Genomic DNA, 19,666 nt, shown 5'->3' with positions numbered 1-19,666 from the left:
CGTACTGTCGATTACTTCACTAATTGCCGCCAGGCTTTCAGCGTTGCCACAGTATGGGCCTGGGCCTGACGGGCAGCCAGTACCTCGGCATCACGCGGCTGCTGAGCGAGCTCGCTGAGCTTGCACATCTCCCCATACAGGCGGTCGGTTTCGGCCACATCGAGTACGTTGCGCGCCAGGCGCAGCCAGACCAGCAGGCGCTCCAGGCGTGGCAGTTGCTCGCTCAGGTCTTCGGGCTGCTGCTGGTAGCGTTTGAGCTGCAGGGCGGCGCCTTCTTCGGCGATCAGGGTCGGCAGCCAGTTGCCCAGCGGCGCGGCGCCCTGGCGATTGCCGCGGTTGTTGCGCTCAATGGTCCAGCGGCGGGCCAGCAGCCAGCTGGAAGTGCCCAGGGAGAACTGGCCCCAGCGGGTCAGCGTCAGCTCTTCGGCGAACTGTGCCGGGGCCACTTTGCGCACCGCGTCGTCGAGTTGCCCGGCCTGGACGATCGGGCGCCAGTGCTGCAGCAGCGCGTCGAGGGTCTGGCGCAGGGCATTGCTGGTGCTGCGCGGCGCGGCCTGGCCAAGGCTGCCGAGCAGGGCGCGTAGATCGACCAACTGTGCAACCCAATCCACCAGCAGGCGCCAGTGGCCGTTGAAACGATACTGTTCGGCCAGGCGCTGGCTGCTGCCGAGCAGGTGCCAGGCGAGGGCGCTGAGGCTGTCATCCAGGTTGGCTTCGGCATTCAGCTCGGGCGCGTTGAGGCTCAGGTTGTAGCTGCCGGCATCGAACAGGCGGTAGCCGCGCTCGGCCTTGCTGATGTCGCAGGGCATCAGCGCCAGGTCGGCGGCCAGGGCCTCGGCCAGTTCAAGCAGGGCTTCGGGTTCGCCTTGGCGCAGCTCAAGCTCCAGCTCGCAGATTTCTTCTTCACCCTCACCGGCAATCACCTTGCCTAGATCCAGGGCGGCTTCGATAACCACCTTGGCTTTGCCGCGACCCCAGGCGATTTCCGCACGCTGGCGCACGAAGTCGGTGGTGAACAGCGGCTGCAGCAGGGCTTTATCCAGCTCGGCGAGCGCCGCCGGCCAGCAGCTGTCGTCCAGGCGGCTGATATCCAGCTCGGGCTGTTCCAGGTACCAATCCCACTCGTGACGCTCGGACAGGCCTGCGATGCTCTGGCCGCGGCTCTTGAAGGTCTGGATGATTTGCTCGCCGTCACGGCGCAGGCGCAGGGCGACCTTGGCCGCGGCCAGGTCGCGCGCAGGCGTGTCGTAGTACTGGTTGTACAGCGGGTGTTCCTGCCAGCCGCTCTTGTTGCGTTTCTTCAGCAGCGGGTGGTCGCGCAGCGCCAGCAGGGTTTCGGGGCTGACTCGCAGTTTAATTTCGGTTTCTTTGAACATAGTGATGAATAGTGCGCCTACGATGATATGTGACAGTCCGATTACATGCGCTGGCGAGCCTGGGGAGTGATCCGTATACTTGCCGCCTTCTTAAAGCCGGGGTTCACCCTATGCCAGTCAATCCGTTTGCCAGCCTGTTTGGCCGTTCACCCATCGGGCCGATGCAGAAGCACTTCGCCAAAGCCCATGAGTGCGCCGCGAATCTTGTGCCGTTCTTTGAGGCCGTGATGGCTCAGGATTGGGCCAAGGTGGAACAGGTACAACAGGAAATGGCCAACCTCGAATATGAGGCCGACAAGCTCAAGAAAAGCGTGCGTCAGCACCTGCCCAAGAGCCTGTTTCTGCCCGTACCGCGCTCGGACTTGCTTGAGCTGCTGAGTGTACAGGACAAAGTTGCCAACCGCGCCAAGGACATTGCCGGCCTTATGCTGGGCCGTGAAATGGCCATTCCGCAGGCCCTGCAGCCGCTGATGCGCAGCTTCGTGCAGCGCACGGTGGATGCCAGCGCCCAGGCGCTGAAGGCCATGAATGAACTCGATGAATTGCTGGAAACCGGCTTTGGTGGCCGCGAAGCCGCATTGGTCGAAGCCATGGTGCTGGAGCTGGAGCAAATCGAACGCGACACCGACAAGATGCAAATCGACGTTCGGCGCGCGCTGTTCAAACTGGAAAAGGATCTCCCGGCTGTCGATGTGATGTTTCTCTACAAGATCATCGAATGGATCGGCGATGTAGCCGATCGGGCCGAACGTGTCGGCAACCGACTGGAACAACTGCTGGCGCGCTAAGCGCCAGTGTCCTTTCTGGAATCTACGGATTAACTATTTATGTCTCTGATTGCGGACTACGGCCTCGTATTGCTGCTGCTTGCCTGTCTCTTTGGTTTTTTCATGGCCTGGGGTGTGGGCGCCAATGACGTGGCCAACGCCATGGGTACATCGGTGGGCTCGAAGGCGCTGACCATCAAACAGGCGATCCTGATCGCCATGGTCTTCGAGTTCGCCGGCGCCTACCTGGCCGGCGGCGAGGTGACCGAAACCATCAAGAGCGGCATCGTCGACGCCTCGATGATCACCCCGGACCTGATGGTGCTGGGCATGATGTCGGCGTTGCTGGCAGCCGGCACCTGGCTGCTGGTGGCGTCGACCAAGGGCTGGCCGGTTTCCACCACCCACTCCATCGTCGGCGCGGTGATCGGCTTTGCCGCCGTTGGTGTGTCCATGGACGCCGTGCATTGGGACGGTGTTGGTCCGATCGTCGCCAGTTGGGTGATCTCCCCCGTACTGTCCGGCATCGTTGCCTTTGGCCTGTTTGTCAGCGTGCAGAAACTGATCATCGACACCGACAACCCCTTCCTCAACGCCAAGCGTTTTGTGCCGCTGTATATGTTTGCCACCGGCTTCATGGTCAGCATCATGACCCTGACCAAAGGCCTCAAGCATATCGGCCTGGACCTCTCTGCCACTGAAGGTTTCTTCCTTTCTCTGGGTGTTGGCGCCTTGATCATGCTGCTGGGCATCGTCTTGCTGAGCCGCATCAAGGTCGATGTTGAGGCGGATAAGGAATTCCACTACGCCAGCGTGGAGAAGGTGTTCGCCGTTCTGATGATCTTCACCGCGTGCGCCATGGCCTTTGCCCACGGCTCCAACGACGTGGCCAACGCAGTCGGCCCGCTGGCGGCGATTGTCGGGGTGATCCAGTCCGGCGGCGAAATGGCTGTTGGCGCCAAATCGTCCGTGCCCGGCTGGGTGTTGCTGCTCGGTGCCGTGGGTATCGTGATCGGCCTGGCCACTTACGGCTACAAGGTGATCGCCACCATCGGCAAGGAAATCACCGAGCTGACCCCGAGCCGTGGTTTCGCTGCCGAACTGGCCACCGCGACCACTGTGGTCGGCGCCTCGGCCATCGGCCTGCCGGTCTCTACCACCCACACCCTGGTCGGTGCGGTACTGGGTGTGGGCTTGGCCCGCGGTATCGGCGCGCTGAACCTGGGCGTGATCGGCAAAATCTTTATGTCCTGGCTGATCACGCTGCCGGTCGGTGCGGCGCTGTCGATCTTCTTCTTCTTTATCCTGCGCGGCATCTTCCTCTAAGAAACCCTCCCGCGGTTTCATCTCGGCGGGCGATGCCTCTATCATGGGGCTCGCCCGCGGAGACCGCTTATGCCCCTGCCTTCCTTGAAAGACCAGTTCGCTGCGCTGATTGCCACGCCCTCGGTGAGCTGTACCCAGGCCAATTGGGACCAGAGCAACGGCCCGGTGATCGAGTTGCTGGCCGCCTGGCTGGGCGACCTGGGTTTTACCTGCGAGATCCAGACCGTGGAGCCCGGCAAGTTCAACCTGCTCGCCAGTTATGGCAGCGGACCGGGCGGGCTGGTGCTGGCCGGGCACAGCGACACCGTGCCCTTCGATGCCGCGCTGTGGCAGACTGATCCGCTGAAACTCACCGAGATTGACGGCCGCTGGGTCGGCTTGGGCGCCTGCGACATGAAGGGCTTCTTCGCCCTGGTGATCGAGGCGGTCCGCCCGCTGCTCGAACAGCGCTTCCAGCAACCGCTGCTGATTCTCGCCACCTGCGATGAAGAAAGCTCGATGTCCGGCGCCCGTGCCCTGGCTGCGGCTGGCCGGCCACTGGGCCGTGCCGCGGTGATCGGCGAGCCGACCGGGCTGCGGCCGGTGCGCCTGCACAAGGGCGTGATGATGGAGCGCCTGGATATCCTTGGGCAAAGTGGCCACTCCTCCGACCCGTCACTGGGCCACAGCGCCCTGGAGGCAATGCACGATGTGATGAGCGCATTACGCGGGCTGCGCAGCCAGTGGCAGGTCGAGTACAACAACCCACAGTTTGGTGTACCGCAACCGACCCTGAACTTCGGCTGCATCCATGGTGGCGACAATCCCAACCGTATCTGTGGCCAGTGCTCCCTGGAGTTCGACCTGCGTCCGCTGCCCGGCATGGCCCCGGAACACCTGCGGGCGGCGATCCGCCAGAAGCTGCAACCGCTGGCCGAACAACACCAGGTGAGCATCGACTTTGCGCCGCTGTTTCCGGCCGTGCCGCCGTTCGAGCAGGCCGCCGATGCCGAGCTGGTACGGGTGGCCGAACGCCTGACCGGGCACACCGCCGAGGCGGTGGCGTTCGGCACCGAGGCGCCTTATCTTCAGCAACTGGGTTGCGAGACCCTGATTCTCGGGCCGGGGGATATCGCCTGTGCCCACCAGCCCGGCGAGTACCTGGACATGGCGCGTCTTGACCCTACCGTGCGCCTGCTGCGCGAGCTGATTCAACATTACTGCCTGGCGCCGCTCAAATGAGCCTGGCGCGAAACTGTTCTACCCGGAGGGACGCACGCGTGCAGCGGCTTACTCAACGACGATAACCCTCGGCACCCGCTTGTACTGCGGGGCGCTCGGCGCCCACTTTCGTGTTTTGCTCAGTTTCTACAGGTTTTTTTGCCCATGCTCGACTACGTCAACTGGCTGCGCCATGCATCGCCTTACATCAATGCTCACCGGGACTGCACCTTCGTGGTCATGCTGCCGGGCGAGGGCGTTGCCCATCCCAATTTCGCCAATATCGTCCACGACCTGGTGCTGTTGCACAGCCTGGGTGTGCGCCTGGTGCTGGTCCACGGTTCGCGTCCGCAGATCGAAGCGCGCCTCAATGCGCGCGGGCTGACGGCGCACTTTCACCGCGACCTGCGGGTGACCGACGGGCCGACCCTGGAGTGTGTGATCGACGCGGTTGGCCAGTTGCGCATCGCCATCGAGGCACGCCTGTCGATGGATATCGCGGCCTCGCCGATGCAGGGCTCGCGGCTGCGGGTGAGCAGCGGCAACTACGTCACCGCGCGGCCGATTGGGGTGATGGATGGCGTCGATTACCACCATACCGGCGAAGTGCGGCGTATCGACCGCAAGGGCATCAATCGCCAGCTCGATGAACGCAATATCGTGCTGCTGTCGCCTCTGGGGTATTCGCCAACGGGCGAGATCTTCAACCTGGCCTGCGAAGATGTGGCCATGCGTGCGGCCATCGACTTGGCGGTCGACAAGCTGATTCTGTTCAGCAGCCAGCAGGGTCTGCTCGATGAAGACGGCAAGCTGATTCGTGAGCTGCGTCCGCAACAGGTGCCGGCCCATGTGGCGCGCCTGGGCAGCGATTACCAGGGCGAGTTGCTGGATGCTGCCGCCCAGGCGTGCCGCAGCGGGGTCAAGCGCAGCCACATTGTCAGCTACACCGGCGATGGTTCACTGCTCACCGAGTTGTTCACCCGCGACGGTGGCGGCACCCTGGTCGACCCGGAGCAGTTCGAGTCCTTGCGCGAGGCCACCATCGGTGATGTCGGCGGCCTGATCGAGCTGATCAGCCCGCTGGAGGAGCAGGGCATTCTGGTGCGCCGCTCACGTGAGGTGCTGGAGCGCGAGATCGAGCAGTTCAGCATCGTCGAGCGTGATGGCCTGATCATCGCCTGCGCGGCGCTCTACCAGATTGCCGATACGGAATTCGGGGAGCTGGCCTGTCTGGCCGTAAACCCGGAATACCGCCACGGTGGCCGTGGCGACGAGCTGCTCGAACGCATCGAAGACCGTGCCCGTGCCCAGGGTATCAAGACCCTGTTCGTCCTCACCACGCGCACTGCCCATTGGTTCCGCGAGCGTGGCTTCGTACCCAGCAGTGTCGAGCGCATGCCCGCCGCGCGCGCGTCGCTGTACAACTACCAGCGTAATTCCAAGGTGTTCGAGAAAACGCTGTAGGACTAGGTCGGATTACCCTGCTTCCAGACCGCCAACAGCTCGGCGGACTCCATGACCAAGCCCAGGTGCAGGGAGACCATGCTGAAGGCCGCAGCCTCCAGGTGGTCGTCGGTGCCGCGCACCAGGTCACGCAGGACGATCACCCGATAGTTCAGGTTGGCTGCTTCAAAGGCGCTGTTCAATACGCAGCAGTCGGCGAAGCCGCCATTGAACACCAGGGTGTCGATGCGTTGGTTGCGCAGCAGAAAGTCCAGGTCGGTGGGGTAGAACGCCGACAGCCGGCGCTTGTTCGAGACCGTCAGGTCGCCGGGTTCGACCTGGGTCAGCCACTCGGTCCAGCGTGAGCCTTCCAGAGCATGTTCGGCATGGTTGGGGATCTCGCCGACATGCAATGGGAAGGTACGCCGCCAGGCCGAGGGAATACCGCCGAGATCGTCCGAGCCATCTGCGCGCAGCACCGAGCGCACGTGCACGATGCGCACCCCAATATCCCGCGCCTGCGTGTGGAAGGCGTCGACTGGCGCGACCAGTTCCCGTGCCCGAGGGGCTGGGCACGGGCAGTCGGGGGATTCGTCGAGGTGGCCGCGGTGCAGGTCGATGGAAATCACCGCCGTGCTGCGCGGGTCGAGGTAGTCGGCGAATGCGGCGGCATCGAGTTCGCGGGGGCGTTCATAGACAAAGGTGCGCATGGCAATCTCCTTGGCGCCGGGTCAGCGGCGCTCTTCGCGGACATAGGGTTCGCCGAGGGCGCCGGGCTGGTCGTTCTGGCCGCGGCCGGAAAGGGCGACCCAGATCATCACGCCGAGGGTCACGGCATAGGGCGTCATCAGCACGAAATACTGCGGCAGGCGGATGCCGGCCGCGGCGAGCTGCGGGATCAGCGCCTCGATGCAGCCGAACAGCAGCGCGCCGACCAACGCCTTCCAGGGTGACCAGCGAGCAAAGATGACCAACGCCACGGCGATCCAGCCACGGCCACCGCTCATGTCGGCAATCCACATCTTGGTGCTGAGCACCGCAATATAGGCGCCGGCCAGGCCCACCAGGGCGGCACCAGCCATGACCGCGGCGAAGCGGTAAGCGATCACCGGGATGCCCGCGGCATCGGCCGCTTGCGGGTTTTCGCCGACTGCGCGCAGGCGCAGGCCCGAGGTGCTGCGCTGCAGGTACCAGACCACGGCGAAAAAGATCGGCGCGGTGAGGTAGACCATCAGGTTCTGGTTGAACAGCCGGCCAATCAGCGGCAGCTCCGACAGCGGCCACAGCGCCAGCGCCGGCAACCCCTGGATCGGCTGGTTGGTCCACTCCAGCAAGGTGCCGAGCAGGCTGGTCAGACCCTGGCAGAAGAACACCAGGGTCAGCCCGGCGATGACCTGGTTGATCCGCAGGATGATCACCATGACCGCGAACAGCACCGAGACCAGGGCGGCGGCCGCCATACCGGCAAGCAACGACAGGCCAGTGACGCCCAGCGCCAGTTGCATGCCGATGCTGGCCAGGGCGCCGGCCAGCAGCAGGCCTTCGGCGCCGAGGGCCAGTACCCCGGCACGTTCAGTGAGAATCAGACCCAGGGCGGCCAGGGCATAGGGCACGGCAAAGTCGGGGACGTTACCGAGCCAGCTGGTGATTAGTTCCATCAGGCGTCTCTCCCGAGCGTGCGGCGAATGCGGTGGCGAATGAAGAAGTCGGAGCTGGCGACACAGATGACGATCAGCGCCTGGATCAGTTGCACCATGGAAAAGGGGATCTGGTAGAACACCTGCAGGTTGCGCCCGGCGACGAACAGCGTGGCCACCAGCAGCGCGACTATGGTTGCTGCCAGTGGGTTATTGCGGGCGAGGAAGGCGATGAGAATCCCGGAGAAACCGTAGCCCTGGTAGAAGGCCTGGGTCAGGCGACTTTCCTGGCCGGCTGCGACCAGCCAGCCGGCCAGCCCGGCGAGGCTGCCAGAGAGCAGCACACTGGTGATGATCACCTGGCGCACCGGTACTCCGTTGGCGGTGGCCACCCGCAGGTTGGCGTCGACGAAGCGTAGATAGAGCCCGGCCCGGCACAGGCTGACGAACCACCAGGCCAGCAGGGCGGCCAGCAAGGCCAGCGGGATGGCCAGGCTGTAGCCGTCGAAGAATTCGGGAATGCGCTCGAAGGGGCGGTACTGCGGTGAGTAGGGGAAGGCGTCGCGCGGGTCCTTCCAGGCACCATAGACCAGGTGCAGGAGAAAGTTCGCCGCGATGTAGTTGAGCATCAGCGTCGAGATGATCTCGTTGACCCGCAGGTTGAGCTTCAACAACACCGGTGCCAGCGCCCAGGCCAGCCCTGCGAGGGCGGCGGCCAGGCCCATCAGCGGCAAGCGCAGGGCCTCGGGGCCCACCTCGAACAGTGAGATGGCCGTGGCCGCGATGCCGCCCCAGATCATCTGCCCTTCCAGGCCGAGGTTCCAGAAGCGCGCGCGGAAGGCGATGCAGCCGGCCAGGCCGACCATGATGATGGGCGCGGCCTGGAACAGCACGGCCTTGAGGCTCTGCAGGTCGAACAGGGTGAGCAGGACGAACTCGTTGAGCAGTTCGCCGGCTGGCACTCCAGCTGCGACCAGGATCGCGGTGGAGATACCCAGACCGACCAGCAGCGCCAGGGCGAGGATCAACGCCTGCCAGTGCCAGGCCATCTGTTGGCGGATTTCCAGGGTGTAGCGGCGGCTCGCCAGCGGCTGGCGCGGTGCAGCAGTGGGGGCAATATCAGGCATGGTCCACCATGGCTTTGCCGATCGCTTGGCGATCAGCGGGTCGTTCAAATTCGGCGACGATGCGTCCGCCGCTCATCACACCGATACGGTCGGCCAGGGCCAGCACTTCATCCAGGTCTTCACTGATCAGCAGCACCGCCGCGCCAGCGTCGCGGGCGGCGAGCAGGCGCTGGTGCACGGCGGCCCCAGCGCGCACGTCGAGCCCCCGGCTGGGGCTATGGGCCAGGACGATGTTCGGCTCACGGGAGAACTCGCGGGCGATCACCAGCTTTTGCGCATTGCCGCCGGATAGCAGGGCGGCTTTCTGCCCTGGGCTGCGCGCGCCTTGCACATCAAAGCGTTCCACGGCGGCGCGAGTGTCGGCGCGCACAACGCCTTCGCGCAGGCGCCAGAAGCCGCCGTAGCGGCCGTTGTGCACCTGGCCGATGGCGAAGTTATCGGCAATCGACAGGTTGCCCGCCAACGCCAGGCCGTAACGGTCGGCAGGAATGGCAGCGATGCGCAGCTCACGGCGCTGCGCCGGGCTGGCGCTGAGCAGGTCGCCGAGGCCGTCGACCTGCACCTCGCCCTCGCAGGGTTCGGGCAGGCCCATCAGCACGTTGGCCAGTTCGCTCTGGCCGTTGCCGCCGACCCCGGCGATGGCGTAGATCTCGCCGGCGCGCAGGTCCATGTCGACACCCGAGAGGATGCGCCGCCCGCCACGCTCCGGTGAGCGCAGGCCGCGCACTTGCAGGCGCACCGGGCCGGCCTCGTTGCGCGTGTGCTCGGGCAATGAGGGCGATTCGCCGACGGTCAGTTTGACCAGCTCGGCGATGTCGATGCCGGCCGGGTCGAGGGTGGTGATGGTGCGCCCGCCGCGCATCACCGTCACGCGGTCGGCGAAGCGTTTGACATCGCTCATGCGGTGGGTCACCAGAACCACTGCGGCGCCCTGGCGGGCCAGTTTGCGCACCGTGCTCAGCAGGCGTTCACCCTCCTGGTCGGTGAGCACCGCCGTGGGTTCGTCGAGGATCAGGATGCGCGCCCCGGCGAGCAGCACCTTGAGGATCTCTACCCGCTGCTGCTCGGCGATGGAGAGGGTGGCCACCGTCTGCCGTGGGTCGATGGCGAAGCCGATCTCAGCCGCCTTCTCGGCCACCAACCGCTCGGTTTCAAGCAGGCGCGCGCGGTGACTGCCGGCACGTTTCGGCAGGCCGAGGAGGATGTTCTCGGCGACGCTGAACGGCTTCACCAGTTTGAAATGCTGGTGGACCATGCCGATGCGCTCGCGCGCCGCATCAGCCGGGCCTTTGAGCCGTACCGGGTTGTCGTCGATCAGTAAGTGGCCGCTTTCCGGGGCATAGAGCCCGGCGGCGATGTTCATCAGCGAGGATTTGCCAGCGCCGTTCTCGCCAAGCAGGGCATGCACCTCGCCCCATTTGACGGTGAAACTGGCGTCTGACAGGGCCTTGTAGCCGTCGAAGCTCTTGCTGACGCCTTCGAGTTGCAGTGCGTTGGGCATTCCGGTTGTCCGCGTCGGGCAGGCGAAGGCGCGCCGCACGCGGCGCGCCCCGGCACTGGATTACTTCTGGGTGATAACGCCGTCGACGTACCAGTCCATCTGCCACAGCTCGGCATCGGACAGGCTGCTACCGGCAGGCACGCGTTCTTTGCCTTCGCGGTCGCTCAACGGGCCGGCGTAGAGGTGCTTGCCATCGATGATCGCCTGGCGTGCGGCCATGATTTTGGCTTTGGCTTCTTCGCTCAGGCCGACCTTGCCGAAGGCGATGTCACCGCCGCCCTCGCTGATGGTCATAAAGGCGCCGTAGGGGGCGGGTTTCCAGTTACCGGCGATGATCTTCTTCAGCTCCGGTACGAGAAAGCGCTCCCAGGTCCAGATCGCTGAGCAGATGGTCGCCTCGGGGGCGAACTGCGACAGGTCGCGGTGGTGCCCGGTGCCGTAGACGCCGCGTTCCTGGGCGACGATCTGCGGTGTTGGGGTGTCGACGTGCTGGCCAATCACGTCGGCGCCCTGGTCGATCAGGGCCATGGCGGCGGCGCGTTCTTTTACCGGGTCGTTCCAGGCGCCGGTGAAGATCACCGTGGTAGTGGCCTTGGGATTCATCTCGCGGGCGCCCATCTCGAAGGCGTTGACCGTCCAGTTGACCACGCCAAAGGGGTTGGCGGCGACGAAGCCGAGCTTGCCGCTTTTCGACGCGGCGCCAGCGGCCATGCCGCACAGGTAGTGGGTTTCGTAGGTGCGGCCGTAAAAGGATTCGAGGTTGTGCCCGTTGGTGGTGCCGGAACCATTGAGGAAGGCCACATCGGGGTACTTCTCGGCCAGCTCCTTGAAGCTGTCCGAGTAGCCGAAGGCGGTGCCAATGACGATATTCGCGCCACGGGCAATAAAGCGTTCGGCGGCCGGTTTGATGGCTGAGGCACTTTCCGGCACCTTCTCGACAAACTGGATTTTTTGCCCCAGCTCACTCTCGATCTTGATCCGTGCCTCATCGAAGGCCTGGGTCCAGCCGCCATCGTTTTTCGCATCGAAATAGAGCATCGCAATCTTCGGTTCGCCCTTGAGGGTAAAGCCGTCTTCGGCCTGAGCCAGGCCGGCCGCCAGCAGCAAACCACCGGCTACCAGGCCGGCCGCTTTGTGCATCCATCTGTCGATCATGGTGTTGTCTCCTGTGCACGCATTTTTTGGTGTTGGCGTTATGGTTTTGTGGCAGATCCCAGGCACTTAGAGCATGTGGTTGATTCGGAACAGGTTGCCTTCAGGGTCGAGCAGCACGGCCTGGTACCAGTTGTAGTAGGTCGTGTAGGGCGCCTTGATCAGGGTTGCGCCGGCATCAAGGGCGATGGGCACCAGACGGTCCACCTCCGCTTGGCTGTCGACATCGAGGTTGAGCAGAAAGCGGATGCCGCTGCTCTGGGCATGCTCGGCGATACCCAGCAGTTCATAAGCGTGCGGGGCGTTGAAGCCAATGCAGGATTTGCCGGTATCAAGCCCCCGGAAAATCGGCGAGCGGATGGCCTCGATCTCACTGAAGCCAAACACCCGCTGGTAGAAACCGCTGAGGGCGACAATGTCGTTGGCGAAGACGTTGACGTACGACAGGGTCGCCATCACGCCACCTCCTTGGTGCCGCCGAAGGTGGTCTGTTTGACGAATTTCGAGCTGAGGTGATCGCCCGAGCTGATCGGCGCGTGGCGCGGGCTTTCACCAGGGGCCAGGCAGCTGGGTAGGCATTCGACCATGGCGTCGTAGTTCGGCTGGTGGAAGAACACCAGGGACTGTCGGCGTTTGTTGCTCGGTTCTTCCAGCCCCGGCACGACCACGCGGTGCACGGTGGAAATCCAGCGATCGTTGGTCCACTGCATCATCAGGTCGCCGATGTTGACCGCGAAACCGTCCGGGTCGTAGGGCACGTCGACCCATTCACCGGCCTTGTTGCGCACCTGCAGGCCTGGTGCGTCGGGATAGACGATGGTCAGGCTGCCGTAGTCGCTGTGGGGGCTGGCACGGAACTGGCCCTCTTCGGCGCGCTCGCGCAAGGGCGGGTAGCTGAGGGCGCGGAACATGCTGATGTGGCGGTCGATCTTGTCGTCGAAGTAGTGCTCCGGCAGGTGCAGGGCCAGGGCAAAAATACGCATCAGGTGCATGGCCAACTCGCTCATGGCGACGAAGTAGGCCTCGTAGTGTTCGCGCAGCGCCATGGGCTCGGCCGGCCAGACGTTGGGAGCAAAGTGCGGGCCAGCGGCGGGGCCGGTGAAGTAGGGGGTGTCCGGGACCTGGCTGGGGCCGATGGAGAAGGACTCCTTGAGGTCACCGGGCGCCGCTTCGCCAGTGCTGTAGGCCAGGCTTTCTTCGGCAACTGCGGAAAACCCCCGGACCTGATCGCGGCGTGGGCGATCAACCTTGCGTTTTTCTTCAAGCGGCAGGGCGAAAAATGCTTGCGACAGGGCGGTAACCTGATCGAGCAGTTCGCGGGGAATTCGATGCTTTTTGATAATCAGAAAACCGATGTCGCGGCAGGCCTGATCAACAGCCTGTGCAACCTGCATTTTGCCTTCCTGGCTGCCTTCAAAATAAGGCTCAAGATCAATGATGGGGACATATAACAGCGTCATTTAAAACTCTCCTTTCAGGCAAGGAAAAGTAAATAGGGGCAGCTGTGATCTGAAATAAAGCCAGGGCCATTAAGGCGGGGTTTGCACGCTTTTATAGTTACGTTAGGCAGTTCTTTGTTAGCAACCGACATGCCATTTTTGACCAAATGGAAAAATGCAATTATCTATATGATTAATAAGACATTTATTTTAATTTTCGCGAGGTTTTCAGGGTGCTCGAAAAGTACTCTTGCGCACCGCGCTGGCGCGCAAGTGCACCAAACTGTTGCCGTTTTATAAACGGAGTAAAAAGCCCGATAGAATCCTAGAAAAAACAGCCACGATATGCTTCGATCGGGGCGTTTATAGCGGCATAGAAACGGCGGTTAATTCACGGCAAAAGCGCGCGGGGATTTAACTAAATGGGTCAAGACAAGGGCGTGTGCTGATGGCCATTCGACGTTTATCTGCACCATCGACCAAGCAAGAAACCATTCAGCAGGCGGCACTGGCGCTGTTTTCCCGCTTCGGTTTGCACGGTGTCAGCCTGGACCAGATTGCCGCCCAGGCCGGTCTGTCGAAAAGTAACCTGCTCTATTACTTCGCCTCGAAGGAAGAGCTGTACGTCGATATCCTCGGGAGTTTGCTGGATCTCTGGTTAGCCCCGCTGCGAGCGATTACCGAGGAGCAGGATCCGGCAACCGCGATTGGCGATTACATTCGTCTGAAGATGATCAACTCCCGTGATCATCCCGAAGCTTCGCGCCTGTTCTGTCTAGAGATGATCCAGGGCGCTCCGTTGCTCAAACCGTCCCTCGAAGGGTCGTTGCGTGCGCTGGTGGATGCCAAGGCGGATGTGGTGCGCACCTGGATTGCCGAAGGGCGGATGCAGGCGGTTGACCCGCATCACCTGTTCTTTTCACTCTGGGCATTGACCCAGCACTACGCCGACTTTTCGGTGCAGGTGGCCTCAATTACTGGCCACACCCTCGACGACCCGCAGTTCTTTGATCAGGCGTTGGCCAATGTGCGCCGGATGATCCTGCGCGGCATTGGTATCGCGGCCTGATCAGGGCGTCAGCTCGGCTACTCGCCGAGCCGGTGGTAGGCGCGCTGGAAATACATCAGCCCGGCGCTGGCCTGGCCATGATGCAGGCCAATGACCTCGGCGTAGAGCACGTCATGGCTGCCGACCTGACCGCTGTCGACGACCTGACAATCGAATGAGACCAGTGCCCCTTGCAGTACCGGCGAGCCGCTGGCGCCGTGCAGCCAGTCGGCTGCGGCGAAACGCTCGGCCATGGCGGTTTTACCACCGAACAGATTGGAGAGCGCCTCCTGCCCGTGGGCCAGCACGTTGACGCAGAGCACCCGGTTGCGGACGAACGCGTCGTGGACCGAGGCGCTGCGGTTGAGACAGACCAGCAGGGTGGGCGGTTCGTCGGTCACGCTGCAGACCGCCGAGGCGGTAAAGCCCGCGCGCCCACCGGGGCCGTCGGTGGTGATGATGTTGACCGCGGCGCCCAGGCGCGCCATGGCATCGCGGTAGTCCTGTTTGGCCAGGGGTGGGGTCGCTGGGGTCGGTTGCAGCATGGAAGTCAGCATTGCAGGTTCCTCGAACAGGCGGTTCAGGCCAGTTGGCAGGCGTCGTCGAACGCCAGTCGCGGCAAACGGGCGAAGAGTTTATCGGGGTTGCCGTGCCCCAGGTTGATCAGCAGGTTGCTGGTCCAGGTGCTGTCGGCGAAGAACGCGGCGTCGAGCTTGCCGGCATCGAAGCCCGACATTGCTCCGCTGTCCAGGCCCATGGCGCGAGCAGCGAGGATCAGGTAAGCGGCCTGCATGGAGCTGTTGCGCAGGGCCGTCTGTTCGGCGAACGCCGGACTGGAGGTGAACCAGCTACGGGCGTCGGCGTGGGGAAACAGTGCGGGCAGGTGTTCGTAGAAGGCTTTGTCGTAGGCGACGATCACCGTTACGGGTGCGCTCATGGTCTTTTCCAGGTTGCCGGACGACAAGCAGGGTTTGAGCTTTTCCTTGCCAGCGGCGCTGCGCACGAAAACAAAGCGCGCGGGTGAGCAGTTGGCCGAGGTCGGGCCCATGCGCACCAGGTCGTAAAGCTGCTGCAACTGCGCATCGCTGACCGGCTCGTCGCGCCAGCCATTGTGGCTGCGGGCCTGGAGAAAGAGCTGGTCGAGAGTGTGGGTGTCGAGAGACATCGGGTGTGCTCCAAAGGTGCTCAGGGTGCCGGCGTCAGCAAGAACGCCAGCAGTTCGGCGTCGAATTCCGCCTGTTCGGTTAGGTTGAACGCGTGCCCGCCGAAATCCCGCAGGGCCAAGCTGGCATTGGGCAGCCCCTCTGCCAGCTGGCGGGACTGGGTCCAGGGCACCAGCGTGTCGTCGCGACTGGCCATGACCAGAACGGGCTGGCGAATCTCGGTCAGCACCGCGCTGATGTCGAAGGCGCGCAAAGCGCCAATCCGTCTGAGCGTATTGGCCACGCCGGGAAAGTGCTGCAGCGCATGCGCCAGCTCACGGGCCACCTGTTCAGCGTTCTCGAGAAGCCAGACCGGCGGGTAGAGAAAGATTGGCTGGGCATCGATGTAGGCCGCCGGGCCGCTGTGGCTCAGCAGCGCAATGCGCGCGTCGAAGCAGCGCGCGCTGTGGGCATTTGGCGCGGCCCAGGCGTTGATCGGTACCAGGCGGCGAATTCGGCTCGGCTGCTGGCGTGCCAGTTCCAGGCCCACCAGGCCGCCGAGGGCGTGACCGACGAAATCGCAGGTGCTGATCTGCAACTGTTCCAGCAGGGCGTCCAGTTCCTGGGCCATCTGCGCGATGCTGTAGCCCTCAGGTAGTTCGGCGGGGCTGCGCCCGGTGCCGCGTTGGTCGTAGCAGATGACCCGAAAGTGCTCGACCAAGGCTGGCAGGTTGGCCGCCCAGTAGGCCGCCGAGCCGCCGAGGCCGGAGCACAGCAGCAGGGTGGGGGCATCGGCCTCCTGACGGCCGTGGATCTCGTAGTACATGACAGTCTCCGCCTGCAAAGGGGCGCGTCGCACAGCGGCGACGCGCGGGGTCAGCCGATGTGCGCGATGCTGGCGATCTCAATCAGCGCATCCGGTTTCACCAGACCGCACTGGATGCAGTAGCGAGCAGGTTTTTCCCCGGCGAAATACTCGGCGTAGACCGCGTTGACGGCGGCATAGTTAGCCCAGTCGGTAAGCATGATCATGTTGAAGGTGACATCGTCCAGGGTGCCGCCAGCGGTTTCGACGACGCTTTTGATGGTTTCCAGGACGTGGCGGGTCTGGGCGGCGGCGTCGCCGACGTGGACCACGTTGTTGTCCTTGTCGAAGGGCAGGGTGCCGGAAACGTAGAGCACGCCGTCGGCCATTGAGCCCGGCACGAAGGGGGCGATGGGTTTGCTGGTGCCAGCGGGGATGATCGCGTGTTTGGGCATGGCAAGGCGTTCCTATTATGGGGGTAGGGAGTTAAGTGTTTTGCAGGGTGGTGCAGAAGTCGTCCACCGAGGAGACCCAGCCAAAGAAGGTCTCAATGTTGAACAGGGACGCCTCATGCGCCGCGCGAGGTCCGGCCTGGTGGCAGGCGTCAGCGAGGATCACGCCGAAATATTCGAGGAAGAAACCGTCGCGCAGGGTCGATTCCACACAAACGTTGGTGGCGATACCGGTGAACACCAGGTTGCGGATGCCGCGGGCGCGCAGGGTGCTGTCTAGCGGGGTATTGAAGAAGCCGCTGTAGCGGGTCTTGGGCATCACGATATCGCCCGATTGCGGCTGCAGCGCATCCACCAGGGCGTAGTCCCAGGTACCACGCGCCAGCAGGGTGCCTTGCAGGTCAGGGTGCCGGCGCATGGTTTTCAGGGCGTTGGACTTGTGCCAGTTCGGCGAGCCCGGCCCGCCAGCCTCAACGTAGTCGGGGTCCCAGCCATTCTGCAGAAAGATCACCTGGATGCCGGCGCTGCGCGCCGCCGTGATGGCGGCGTTGATCCGCTCGATCACCGGACCGGTGGCCGAGACGTCAAAGCCGGCTTTGTCCAGGTAGCCGCCCAGGGACGAGTAGGCGTTTTGCATGTCCACCACGATCAGTGCGGTTTCGCTGGGGCGCAGGTGCAGGGCTTCAGGGCGCGCGGGCAGGCGCAAGGGGGCGCTGCTGTCCGTGGGCAGGGCGTAGCCGGTATGGGCAGGCTGGTTCATCAGGCACTCTCCTTCACGGCATCGATATGACCACGGCTTTTCATCAGCGGCTGGATGCGCTGGCCGAAGTGCTCAATGCCTTGAACAAAGTCATCAAAGGTCAGCATCACGCCTTCGGTGCCTGGCACCTCGGCCACTTCGTCGAGCATCTTGGCCACTTGCTCGTAGGAGCCCACCAGGGTGCCCATGTTGATGTTCACCGCCGAGGTGGGGTCGGACATCTGCCGCACGTTGGTGTCGCTGCCTGAGCGGGTGTCGACGGCGGCCTGGTCGCCCAGCCACTTCAGTGCCTCCTGATCGGCGCCGGCCTTGTAGTGTTCCCATTTGGCACGGGCGGCCTGCTCGGTCTCATCGGCAATGACCATGAACAGCACGCAGGAGGTCACGTTGCGACCGCTCTTGGTGGTTGCGGCGAGTAACCGCTCGGTGGCCGGGGCAAAGGCCTGCGGGGTGTTCACGCCTTTGCCAAAGCAGAAGTTGTAGTCGGCGTAGCGGGCGGAGAAGTCCATGCCGGCATCCGAGGAGCCGGCGCAGATGATCTTCATATCGGCCTGGGGCTTAGGGCTGACGCGGCAGTCATCCATCTGGAAGTAGCTGCCCTTGAGGTCGCAGTGCCCGGTGCTCCAGAGGTCACGCAGAACCTGGGCATACTCGGCAAGGTAGTCGTAGCGGGTGGCAAAGAACTCATCGCCCGGCCACAGGCCCATCTGCGAGTACTCGGGGCGCTGCCAGCCGGTGACCAGGTTGACGCCGAAGCGGCCATTGGAGATGGAGTCGATGGTCGCCGCCATGCGCGCGACTATCGCCGGTGGCATGGTCAGAGTGGCGGCGGTGGCGAAGAGTTGGATGCGGCTGGTGACGGCGGCGAGGCCGGCCATCAGGGTGAAGGATTCCAGGTTGTGTTCCCAGAACTCGGTCTTACCGCCGAAGCCACGCAGTTTGATCATCGACAGGGCGAAGTCGAAACCGTAGTGCTCCGCGCGCTGGACGATGTGTTTGTTCAGCTCGAAGGTGGGCATGTACTGCGGTGCGTTTTCCGAGATGAGCCAGCCGTTATTGCCGATTGGGATGAAGATGCCGATATTCATGAAGCCTCCATTTTCGCTGGAATTGGCGGAAGTTAGCCGTCAATTGCTGGAAAATTGCCTGGTGTGGGTCAAGCAGGCTTCAGCATGGAGCGTGCCAAAAATACAAATGACTTGATAATCATGGGCTTGCAGAAAAACCAGGGCTTACGGTGGACCATGTGGTCTACCTTAGAGCACCTGTATTGTGCGCCGCGCTCGATAAAGAGGCAGGCGCGCCTCCCGCTGGGTTTCGCGGCAACGCGGCTTGCGACGAAACGTCAACAGACCCTAAGGTGGCCACTGCACTGTGGGTGCCGGTAATCAGGAGTTGTAATGGCAGAGCATCTTTCCCCCGCCAATCCGCCCGCGATGGCCATCACGCCGAAGGTCAAGGCTGTGCGTGTGCCCAGCGCTGCGACCCTGGCCCGCCGTGAGCAGCAGTTGGAGAGTAAGCGGGCTGCCATCAGTGAGGCGGCTATCGGGCTGTTCTCGCAGTTTGGCCTGCATGGCGTCCGTGTCGAACAGATTGCCGCGCGCGCCGAGGTGTCGAAGACCAACCTGCTGTACTACTTTGCCAGCAAGGAAGATCTCTACCTGTATGTACTCAAGCAGTTATTGGGCATCTGGTTGGCGCCCCTGCGGGCGCTGCGTGTGGAGATGGAGCCGTTGCATGCAATTAGCGAGTACCTACGCTTGAAGCTGGAGTTGTCACGCGACCATCCAGCCGCCTCGCGGCTGTTCTGTCTGGAGATTATCCAGGGCGCGCCGCTGTTGCGCGGCGAGTTGGAGCATGAGTTGCGTGATCTGGTGCAGGACAAACGTGCGGTGATCCAGCACTGGGTCGATGCGGGCCAACTGGCGCCAATAGACCCTTACCACCTGATCTTCTCGCTGTGGGCGACTACTCAGCACTACGCGGACTTCCGGGTTCAGGTCGAGTCGATAACCGGCCGCACCCTGGACGACCCGGTGTTTTTTGAGGAGGTGCTGACCAACCTGCAGGCGCTGTTGCTCAATGGCCTGCGGCTGCGCTGATGCGCGAGCAGCAGTGCTGCCGAGTGGCGTCAGATCATGATGGCGAGGATGGCGGTTTAACGAAAGCGTCGAAATCGCTCTCGTCTGGCGCGCCTCCTGTGAGGAGCTGTCGATAAGCCAAGCTTATGCAGCAGTGGGCCTTGTATGCTCAGGCGCTGCGCTGCTGGCGCAGCATCTGTTCGTGGCCATCGACCCAGCCGGCTTCCCAGGCGGCCGTCAGCACGTCGGCTGGCTGCCGTTGAGCGGTGACTGATTGTCCCGTGAGGCCGGCCATATAGCCGCGCTGGTAAGCCTTGTTAAGGCTTTCCAGGCTCCAATGGCGATCATCGCTTACGGGAGAGGGTGGGGCATCCATGCGGGCAAGTCTCGTGTGACGGTCATACTTGCAT

At 63.3% G+C, this 19,666-nt stretch carries 21 protein-coding genes; 6 read left to right on the top strand and 15 right to left on the bottom strand.

Annotated features, from left to right (window positions below; genetic code table 11):
- Positions 1 to 11: 11 nt before the first annotated feature.
- Complete coding sequence (locus BMW49_RS05955) at positions 12 to 1,376, bottom strand: CYTH domain-containing protein (protein ID WP_069516424.1); 1,365 nt, start codon at positions 1,374 to 1,376, stop codon at positions 12 to 14.
- A gap of 110 nt (positions 1,377 to 1,486) precedes the next feature.
- Between BMW49_RS05955 and BMW49_RS05950 the strand changes: the two genes are divergently transcribed.
- From BMW49_RS05950 to argA, 4 genes are all read left to right on the top strand, one after another.
- The gene (locus BMW49_RS05950; RefSeq protein ID WP_069516423.1) at positions 1,487 to 2,164 is read left to right on the top strand and encodes a TIGR00153 family protein; all 678 of its coding nucleotides are present in this window, start codon (positions 1,487 to 1,489) and stop codon (positions 2,162 to 2,164) included.
- 39 nt (positions 2,165 to 2,203) lie between these two features.
- On the top strand, positions 2,204 to 3,469 hold the full coding sequence (locus BMW49_RS05945; protein WP_069516422.1) for an inorganic phosphate transporter: 1,266 nt from the start codon (positions 2,204 to 2,206) through the stop codon (positions 3,467 to 3,469).
- 69 nt (positions 3,470 to 3,538) lie between these two features.
- Positions 3,539 to 4,690 carry an acetylornithine deacetylase gene (gene argE, locus BMW49_RS05940; protein WP_069516421.1) on the top strand — a complete coding sequence of 384 codons (1,152 nt, stop codon included), beginning with the start codon at positions 3,539 to 3,541 and terminating at the stop codon, positions 4,688 to 4,690.
- A 144-nt stretch (positions 4,691 to 4,834) separates the two neighbouring features.
- A complete protein-coding gene (argA, locus tag BMW49_RS05935; protein WP_069516420.1) occupies positions 4,835 to 6,133 on the top strand; it encodes an amino-acid N-acetyltransferase in 1,299 nt (432 codons plus the stop codon).
- A gap of 2 nt (positions 6,134 to 6,135) precedes the next feature.
- On the opposite strand, the gene BMW49_RS05930 is transcribed toward argA, so the two are convergent.
- The 7 genes from BMW49_RS05930 to BMW49_RS05900 form a co-directional block, all read right to left on the bottom strand.
- Positions 6,136 to 6,822, bottom strand: a complete 687-nt coding sequence (locus tag BMW49_RS05930; RefSeq protein WP_069516419.1) for a cysteine hydrolase family protein — start codon at positions 6,820 to 6,822, stop codon at positions 6,136 to 6,138.
- A gap of 21 nt (positions 6,823 to 6,843) precedes the next feature.
- Complete coding sequence (locus BMW49_RS05925) at positions 6,844 to 7,770, bottom strand: ABC transporter permease (RefSeq protein ID WP_069516418.1); 927 nt, start codon at positions 7,768 to 7,770, stop codon at positions 6,844 to 6,846.
- A complete protein-coding gene (locus tag BMW49_RS05920; protein ID WP_069516417.1) occupies positions 7,770 to 8,876 on the bottom strand; it encodes an ABC transporter permease in 1,107 nt (368 codons plus the stop codon). The genes BMW49_RS05925 and BMW49_RS05920 overlap by 1 nt, the downstream gene beginning before the upstream one ends.
- Positions 8,869 to 10,377 (bottom strand): ABC transporter ATP-binding protein, encoded by a 1,509-nt coding sequence (locus BMW49_RS05915; protein WP_069516416.1) that lies wholly within the window; start codon positions 10,375 to 10,377, stop codon positions 8,869 to 8,871. Before BMW49_RS05915 ends, BMW49_RS05920 begins: the two co-directional genes overlap by 8 nt.
- Positions 10,378 to 10,437: 60 nt before the next feature.
- Positions 10,438 to 11,532 carry a BMP family ABC transporter substrate-binding protein gene (locus tag BMW49_RS05910; RefSeq protein ID WP_069516415.1) on the bottom strand — a complete coding sequence of 365 codons (1,095 nt, stop codon included), beginning with the start codon at positions 11,530 to 11,532 and terminating at the stop codon, positions 10,438 to 10,440.
- A 66-nt stretch (positions 11,533 to 11,598) separates the two neighbouring features.
- The gene (locus tag BMW49_RS05905; RefSeq protein ID WP_069516414.1) at positions 11,599 to 11,985 is read right to left on the bottom strand and encodes a VOC family protein; all 387 of its coding nucleotides are present in this window, start codon (positions 11,983 to 11,985) and stop codon (positions 11,599 to 11,601) included.
- Positions 11,985 to 12,989, bottom strand: a complete 1,005-nt coding sequence (locus tag BMW49_RS05900) for an isopenicillin N synthase family dioxygenase (protein WP_069516413.1) — start codon at positions 12,987 to 12,989, stop codon at positions 11,985 to 11,987. Before BMW49_RS05900 ends, BMW49_RS05905 begins: the two co-directional genes overlap by 1 nt.
- A gap of 427 nt (positions 12,990 to 13,416) precedes the next feature.
- On the opposite strand from BMW49_RS05900, the gene rutR (BMW49_RS05895) reads away from it, so the two are divergent.
- Complete coding sequence (gene rutR, locus BMW49_RS05895) at positions 13,417 to 14,037, top strand: HTH-type transcriptional regulator RutR (RefSeq protein WP_069516412.1); 621 nt, start codon at positions 13,417 to 13,419, stop codon at positions 14,035 to 14,037.
- Between the two features lie 17 nt (positions 14,038 to 14,054).
- Here the strand turns inward: rutR (BMW49_RS05895) and rutF are convergent, their stop codons facing one another.
- Genes rutF through rutA form a run of 6 tightly spaced genes read right to left on the bottom strand, consistent with a single transcriptional unit; the run spans position 14,055 to position 18,263 of the window.
- Positions 14,055 to 14,573 carry an NADH-dependent FMN reductase RutF gene (rutF, locus tag BMW49_RS05890; protein WP_069516411.1) on the bottom strand — a complete coding sequence of 173 codons (519 nt, stop codon included), beginning with the start codon at positions 14,571 to 14,573 and terminating at the stop codon, positions 14,055 to 14,057.
- Between the two features lie 23 nt (positions 14,574 to 14,596).
- The gene (locus BMW49_RS05885; RefSeq protein ID WP_069516410.1) at positions 14,597 to 15,181 is read right to left on the bottom strand and encodes a malonic semialdehyde reductase; all 585 of its coding nucleotides are present in this window, start codon (positions 15,179 to 15,181) and stop codon (positions 14,597 to 14,599) included.
- A gap of 20 nt (positions 15,182 to 15,201) precedes the next feature.
- Positions 15,202 to 15,984, bottom strand: coding sequence for a pyrimidine utilization protein D (gene rutD / locus BMW49_RS05880; protein WP_069516409.1), 783 nt, complete (start codon positions 15,982 to 15,984; stop codon positions 15,202 to 15,204).
- Positions 15,985 to 16,034: 50 nt separating this feature from the next.
- The gene (gene rutC, locus BMW49_RS05875) at positions 16,035 to 16,418 is read right to left on the bottom strand and encodes a pyrimidine utilization protein C (protein ID WP_069516408.1); all 384 of its coding nucleotides are present in this window, start codon (positions 16,416 to 16,418) and stop codon (positions 16,035 to 16,037) included.
- Between the two features lie 31 nt (positions 16,419 to 16,449).
- On the bottom strand, positions 16,450 to 17,175 hold the full coding sequence (rutB, locus tag BMW49_RS05870; RefSeq protein WP_069516407.1) for a pyrimidine utilization protein B: 726 nt from the start codon (positions 17,173 to 17,175) through the stop codon (positions 16,450 to 16,452).
- A complete protein-coding gene (rutA, locus tag BMW49_RS05865; protein WP_069516406.1) occupies positions 17,175 to 18,263 on the bottom strand; it encodes a pyrimidine utilization protein A in 1,089 nt (362 codons plus the stop codon). The genes rutB and rutA overlap by 1 nt, the downstream gene beginning before the upstream one ends.
- Positions 18,264 to 18,575: 312 nt before the next feature.
- Between rutA and rutR (BMW49_RS05860) the strand changes: the two genes are divergently transcribed.
- Positions 18,576 to 19,277 (top strand): HTH-type transcriptional regulator RutR, encoded by a 702-nt coding sequence (gene rutR, locus BMW49_RS05860; protein WP_069516405.1) that lies wholly within the window; start codon positions 18,576 to 18,578, stop codon positions 19,275 to 19,277.
- A gap of 148 nt (positions 19,278 to 19,425) precedes the next feature.
- Here the strand turns inward: rutR (BMW49_RS05860) and rmf are convergent, their stop codons facing one another.
- Positions 19,426 to 19,632: a ribosome modulation factor gene (gene rmf / locus BMW49_RS05855; protein WP_069516404.1), complete on the bottom strand. Its 207-nt coding sequence runs from the start codon at positions 19,630 to 19,632 to the stop codon at positions 19,426 to 19,428.
- Positions 19,633 to 19,666 lie beyond the last annotated feature (34 nt).

The sequence above is a fragment of the Pseudomonas cuatrocienegasensis genome, from assembly GCF_900110925.1.
GTDB lineage: Bacteria > Pseudomonadota > Gammaproteobacteria > Pseudomonadales > Pseudomonadaceae > Aquipseudomonas > Aquipseudomonas cuatrocienegasensis.
This window is presented reverse-complemented; position numbering and strand designations above follow the sequence as displayed.

What these genes read in the sequence shown, in the direction of transcription:
- BMW49_RS05930 (WP_069516419.1), bottom strand. Translation starts at nt 6,822, where the DNA reads ATGCGCACCTTTGTCTATGAACGCCCCCGCGAACTCGATGCCGCCGCA.
- BMW49_RS05945 (WP_069516422.1), top strand. Translation starts at nt 2,204, where the DNA reads ATGTCTCTGATTGCGGACTACGGCCTCGTATTGCTGCTGCTTGCCTGT.
- rutF (WP_069516411.1), bottom strand. Translation starts at nt 14,573, where the DNA reads ATGCTGACTTCCATGCTGCAACCGACCCCAGCGACCCCACCCCTGGCC.
- argA (WP_069516420.1), top strand. Translation starts at nt 4,835, where the DNA reads ATGCTCGACTACGTCAACTGGCTGCGCCATGCATCGCCTTACATCAAT.
- rutA (WP_069516406.1), bottom strand. Translation starts at nt 18,263, where the DNA reads ATGAATATCGGCATCTTCATCCCAATCGGCAATAACGGCTGGCTCATC.
- BMW49_RS05950 (WP_069516423.1), top strand. Translation starts at nt 1,487, where the DNA reads ATGCCAGTCAATCCGTTTGCCAGCCTGTTTGGCCGTTCACCCATCGGG.
- BMW49_RS05900 (WP_069516413.1), bottom strand. Translation starts at nt 12,989, where the DNA reads ATGACGCTGTTATATGTCCCCATCATTGATCTTGAGCCTTATTTTGAA.
- argE (WP_069516421.1), top strand. Translation starts at nt 3,539, where the DNA reads ATGCCCCTGCCTTCCTTGAAAGACCAGTTCGCTGCGCTGATTGCCACG.
- rutC (WP_069516408.1), bottom strand. Translation starts at nt 16,418, where the DNA reads ATGCCCAAACACGCGATCATCCCCGCTGGCACCAGCAAACCCATCGCC.
- BMW49_RS05925 (WP_069516418.1), bottom strand. Translation starts at nt 7,770, where the DNA reads ATGGAACTAATCACCAGCTGGCTCGGTAACGTCCCCGACTTTGCCGTG.
- rutR (WP_069516412.1), top strand. Translation starts at nt 13,417, where the DNA reads ATGGCCATTCGACGTTTATCTGCACCATCGACCAAGCAAGAAACCATT.
- BMW49_RS05955 (WP_069516424.1), bottom strand. Translation starts at nt 1,376, where the DNA reads ATGTTCAAAGAAACCGAAATTAAACTGCGAGTCAGCCCCGAAACCCTG.
- rutR (WP_069516405.1), top strand. Translation starts at nt 18,576, where the DNA reads ATGGCAGAGCATCTTTCCCCCGCCAATCCGCCCGCGATGGCCATCACG.
- BMW49_RS05920 (WP_069516417.1), bottom strand. Translation starts at nt 8,876, where the DNA reads ATGCCTGATATTGCCCCCACTGCTGCACCGCGCCAGCCGCTGGCGAGC.
- rutB (WP_069516407.1), bottom strand. Translation starts at nt 17,175, where the DNA reads ATGAACCAGCCTGCCCATACCGGCTACGCCCTGCCCACGGACAGCAGC.
- rmf (WP_069516404.1), bottom strand. Translation starts at nt 19,632, where the DNA reads ATGGATGCCCCACCCTCTCCCGTAAGCGATGATCGCCATTGGAGCCTG.
- BMW49_RS05885 (WP_069516410.1), bottom strand. Translation starts at nt 15,181, where the DNA reads ATGTCTCTCGACACCCACACTCTCGACCAGCTCTTTCTCCAGGCCCGC.
- BMW49_RS05915 (WP_069516416.1), bottom strand. Translation starts at nt 10,377, where the DNA reads ATGCCCAACGCACTGCAACTCGAAGGCGTCAGCAAGAGCTTCGACGGC.
- BMW49_RS05910 (WP_069516415.1), bottom strand. Translation starts at nt 11,532, where the DNA reads ATGATCGACAGATGGATGCACAAAGCGGCCGGCCTGGTAGCCGGTGGT.
- BMW49_RS05905 (WP_069516414.1), bottom strand. Translation starts at nt 11,985, where the DNA reads ATGGCGACCCTGTCGTACGTCAACGTCTTCGCCAACGACATTGTCGCC.
- rutD (WP_069516409.1), bottom strand. Translation starts at nt 15,984, where the DNA reads ATGTACTACGAGATCCACGGCCGTCAGGAGGCCGATGCCCCCACCCTG.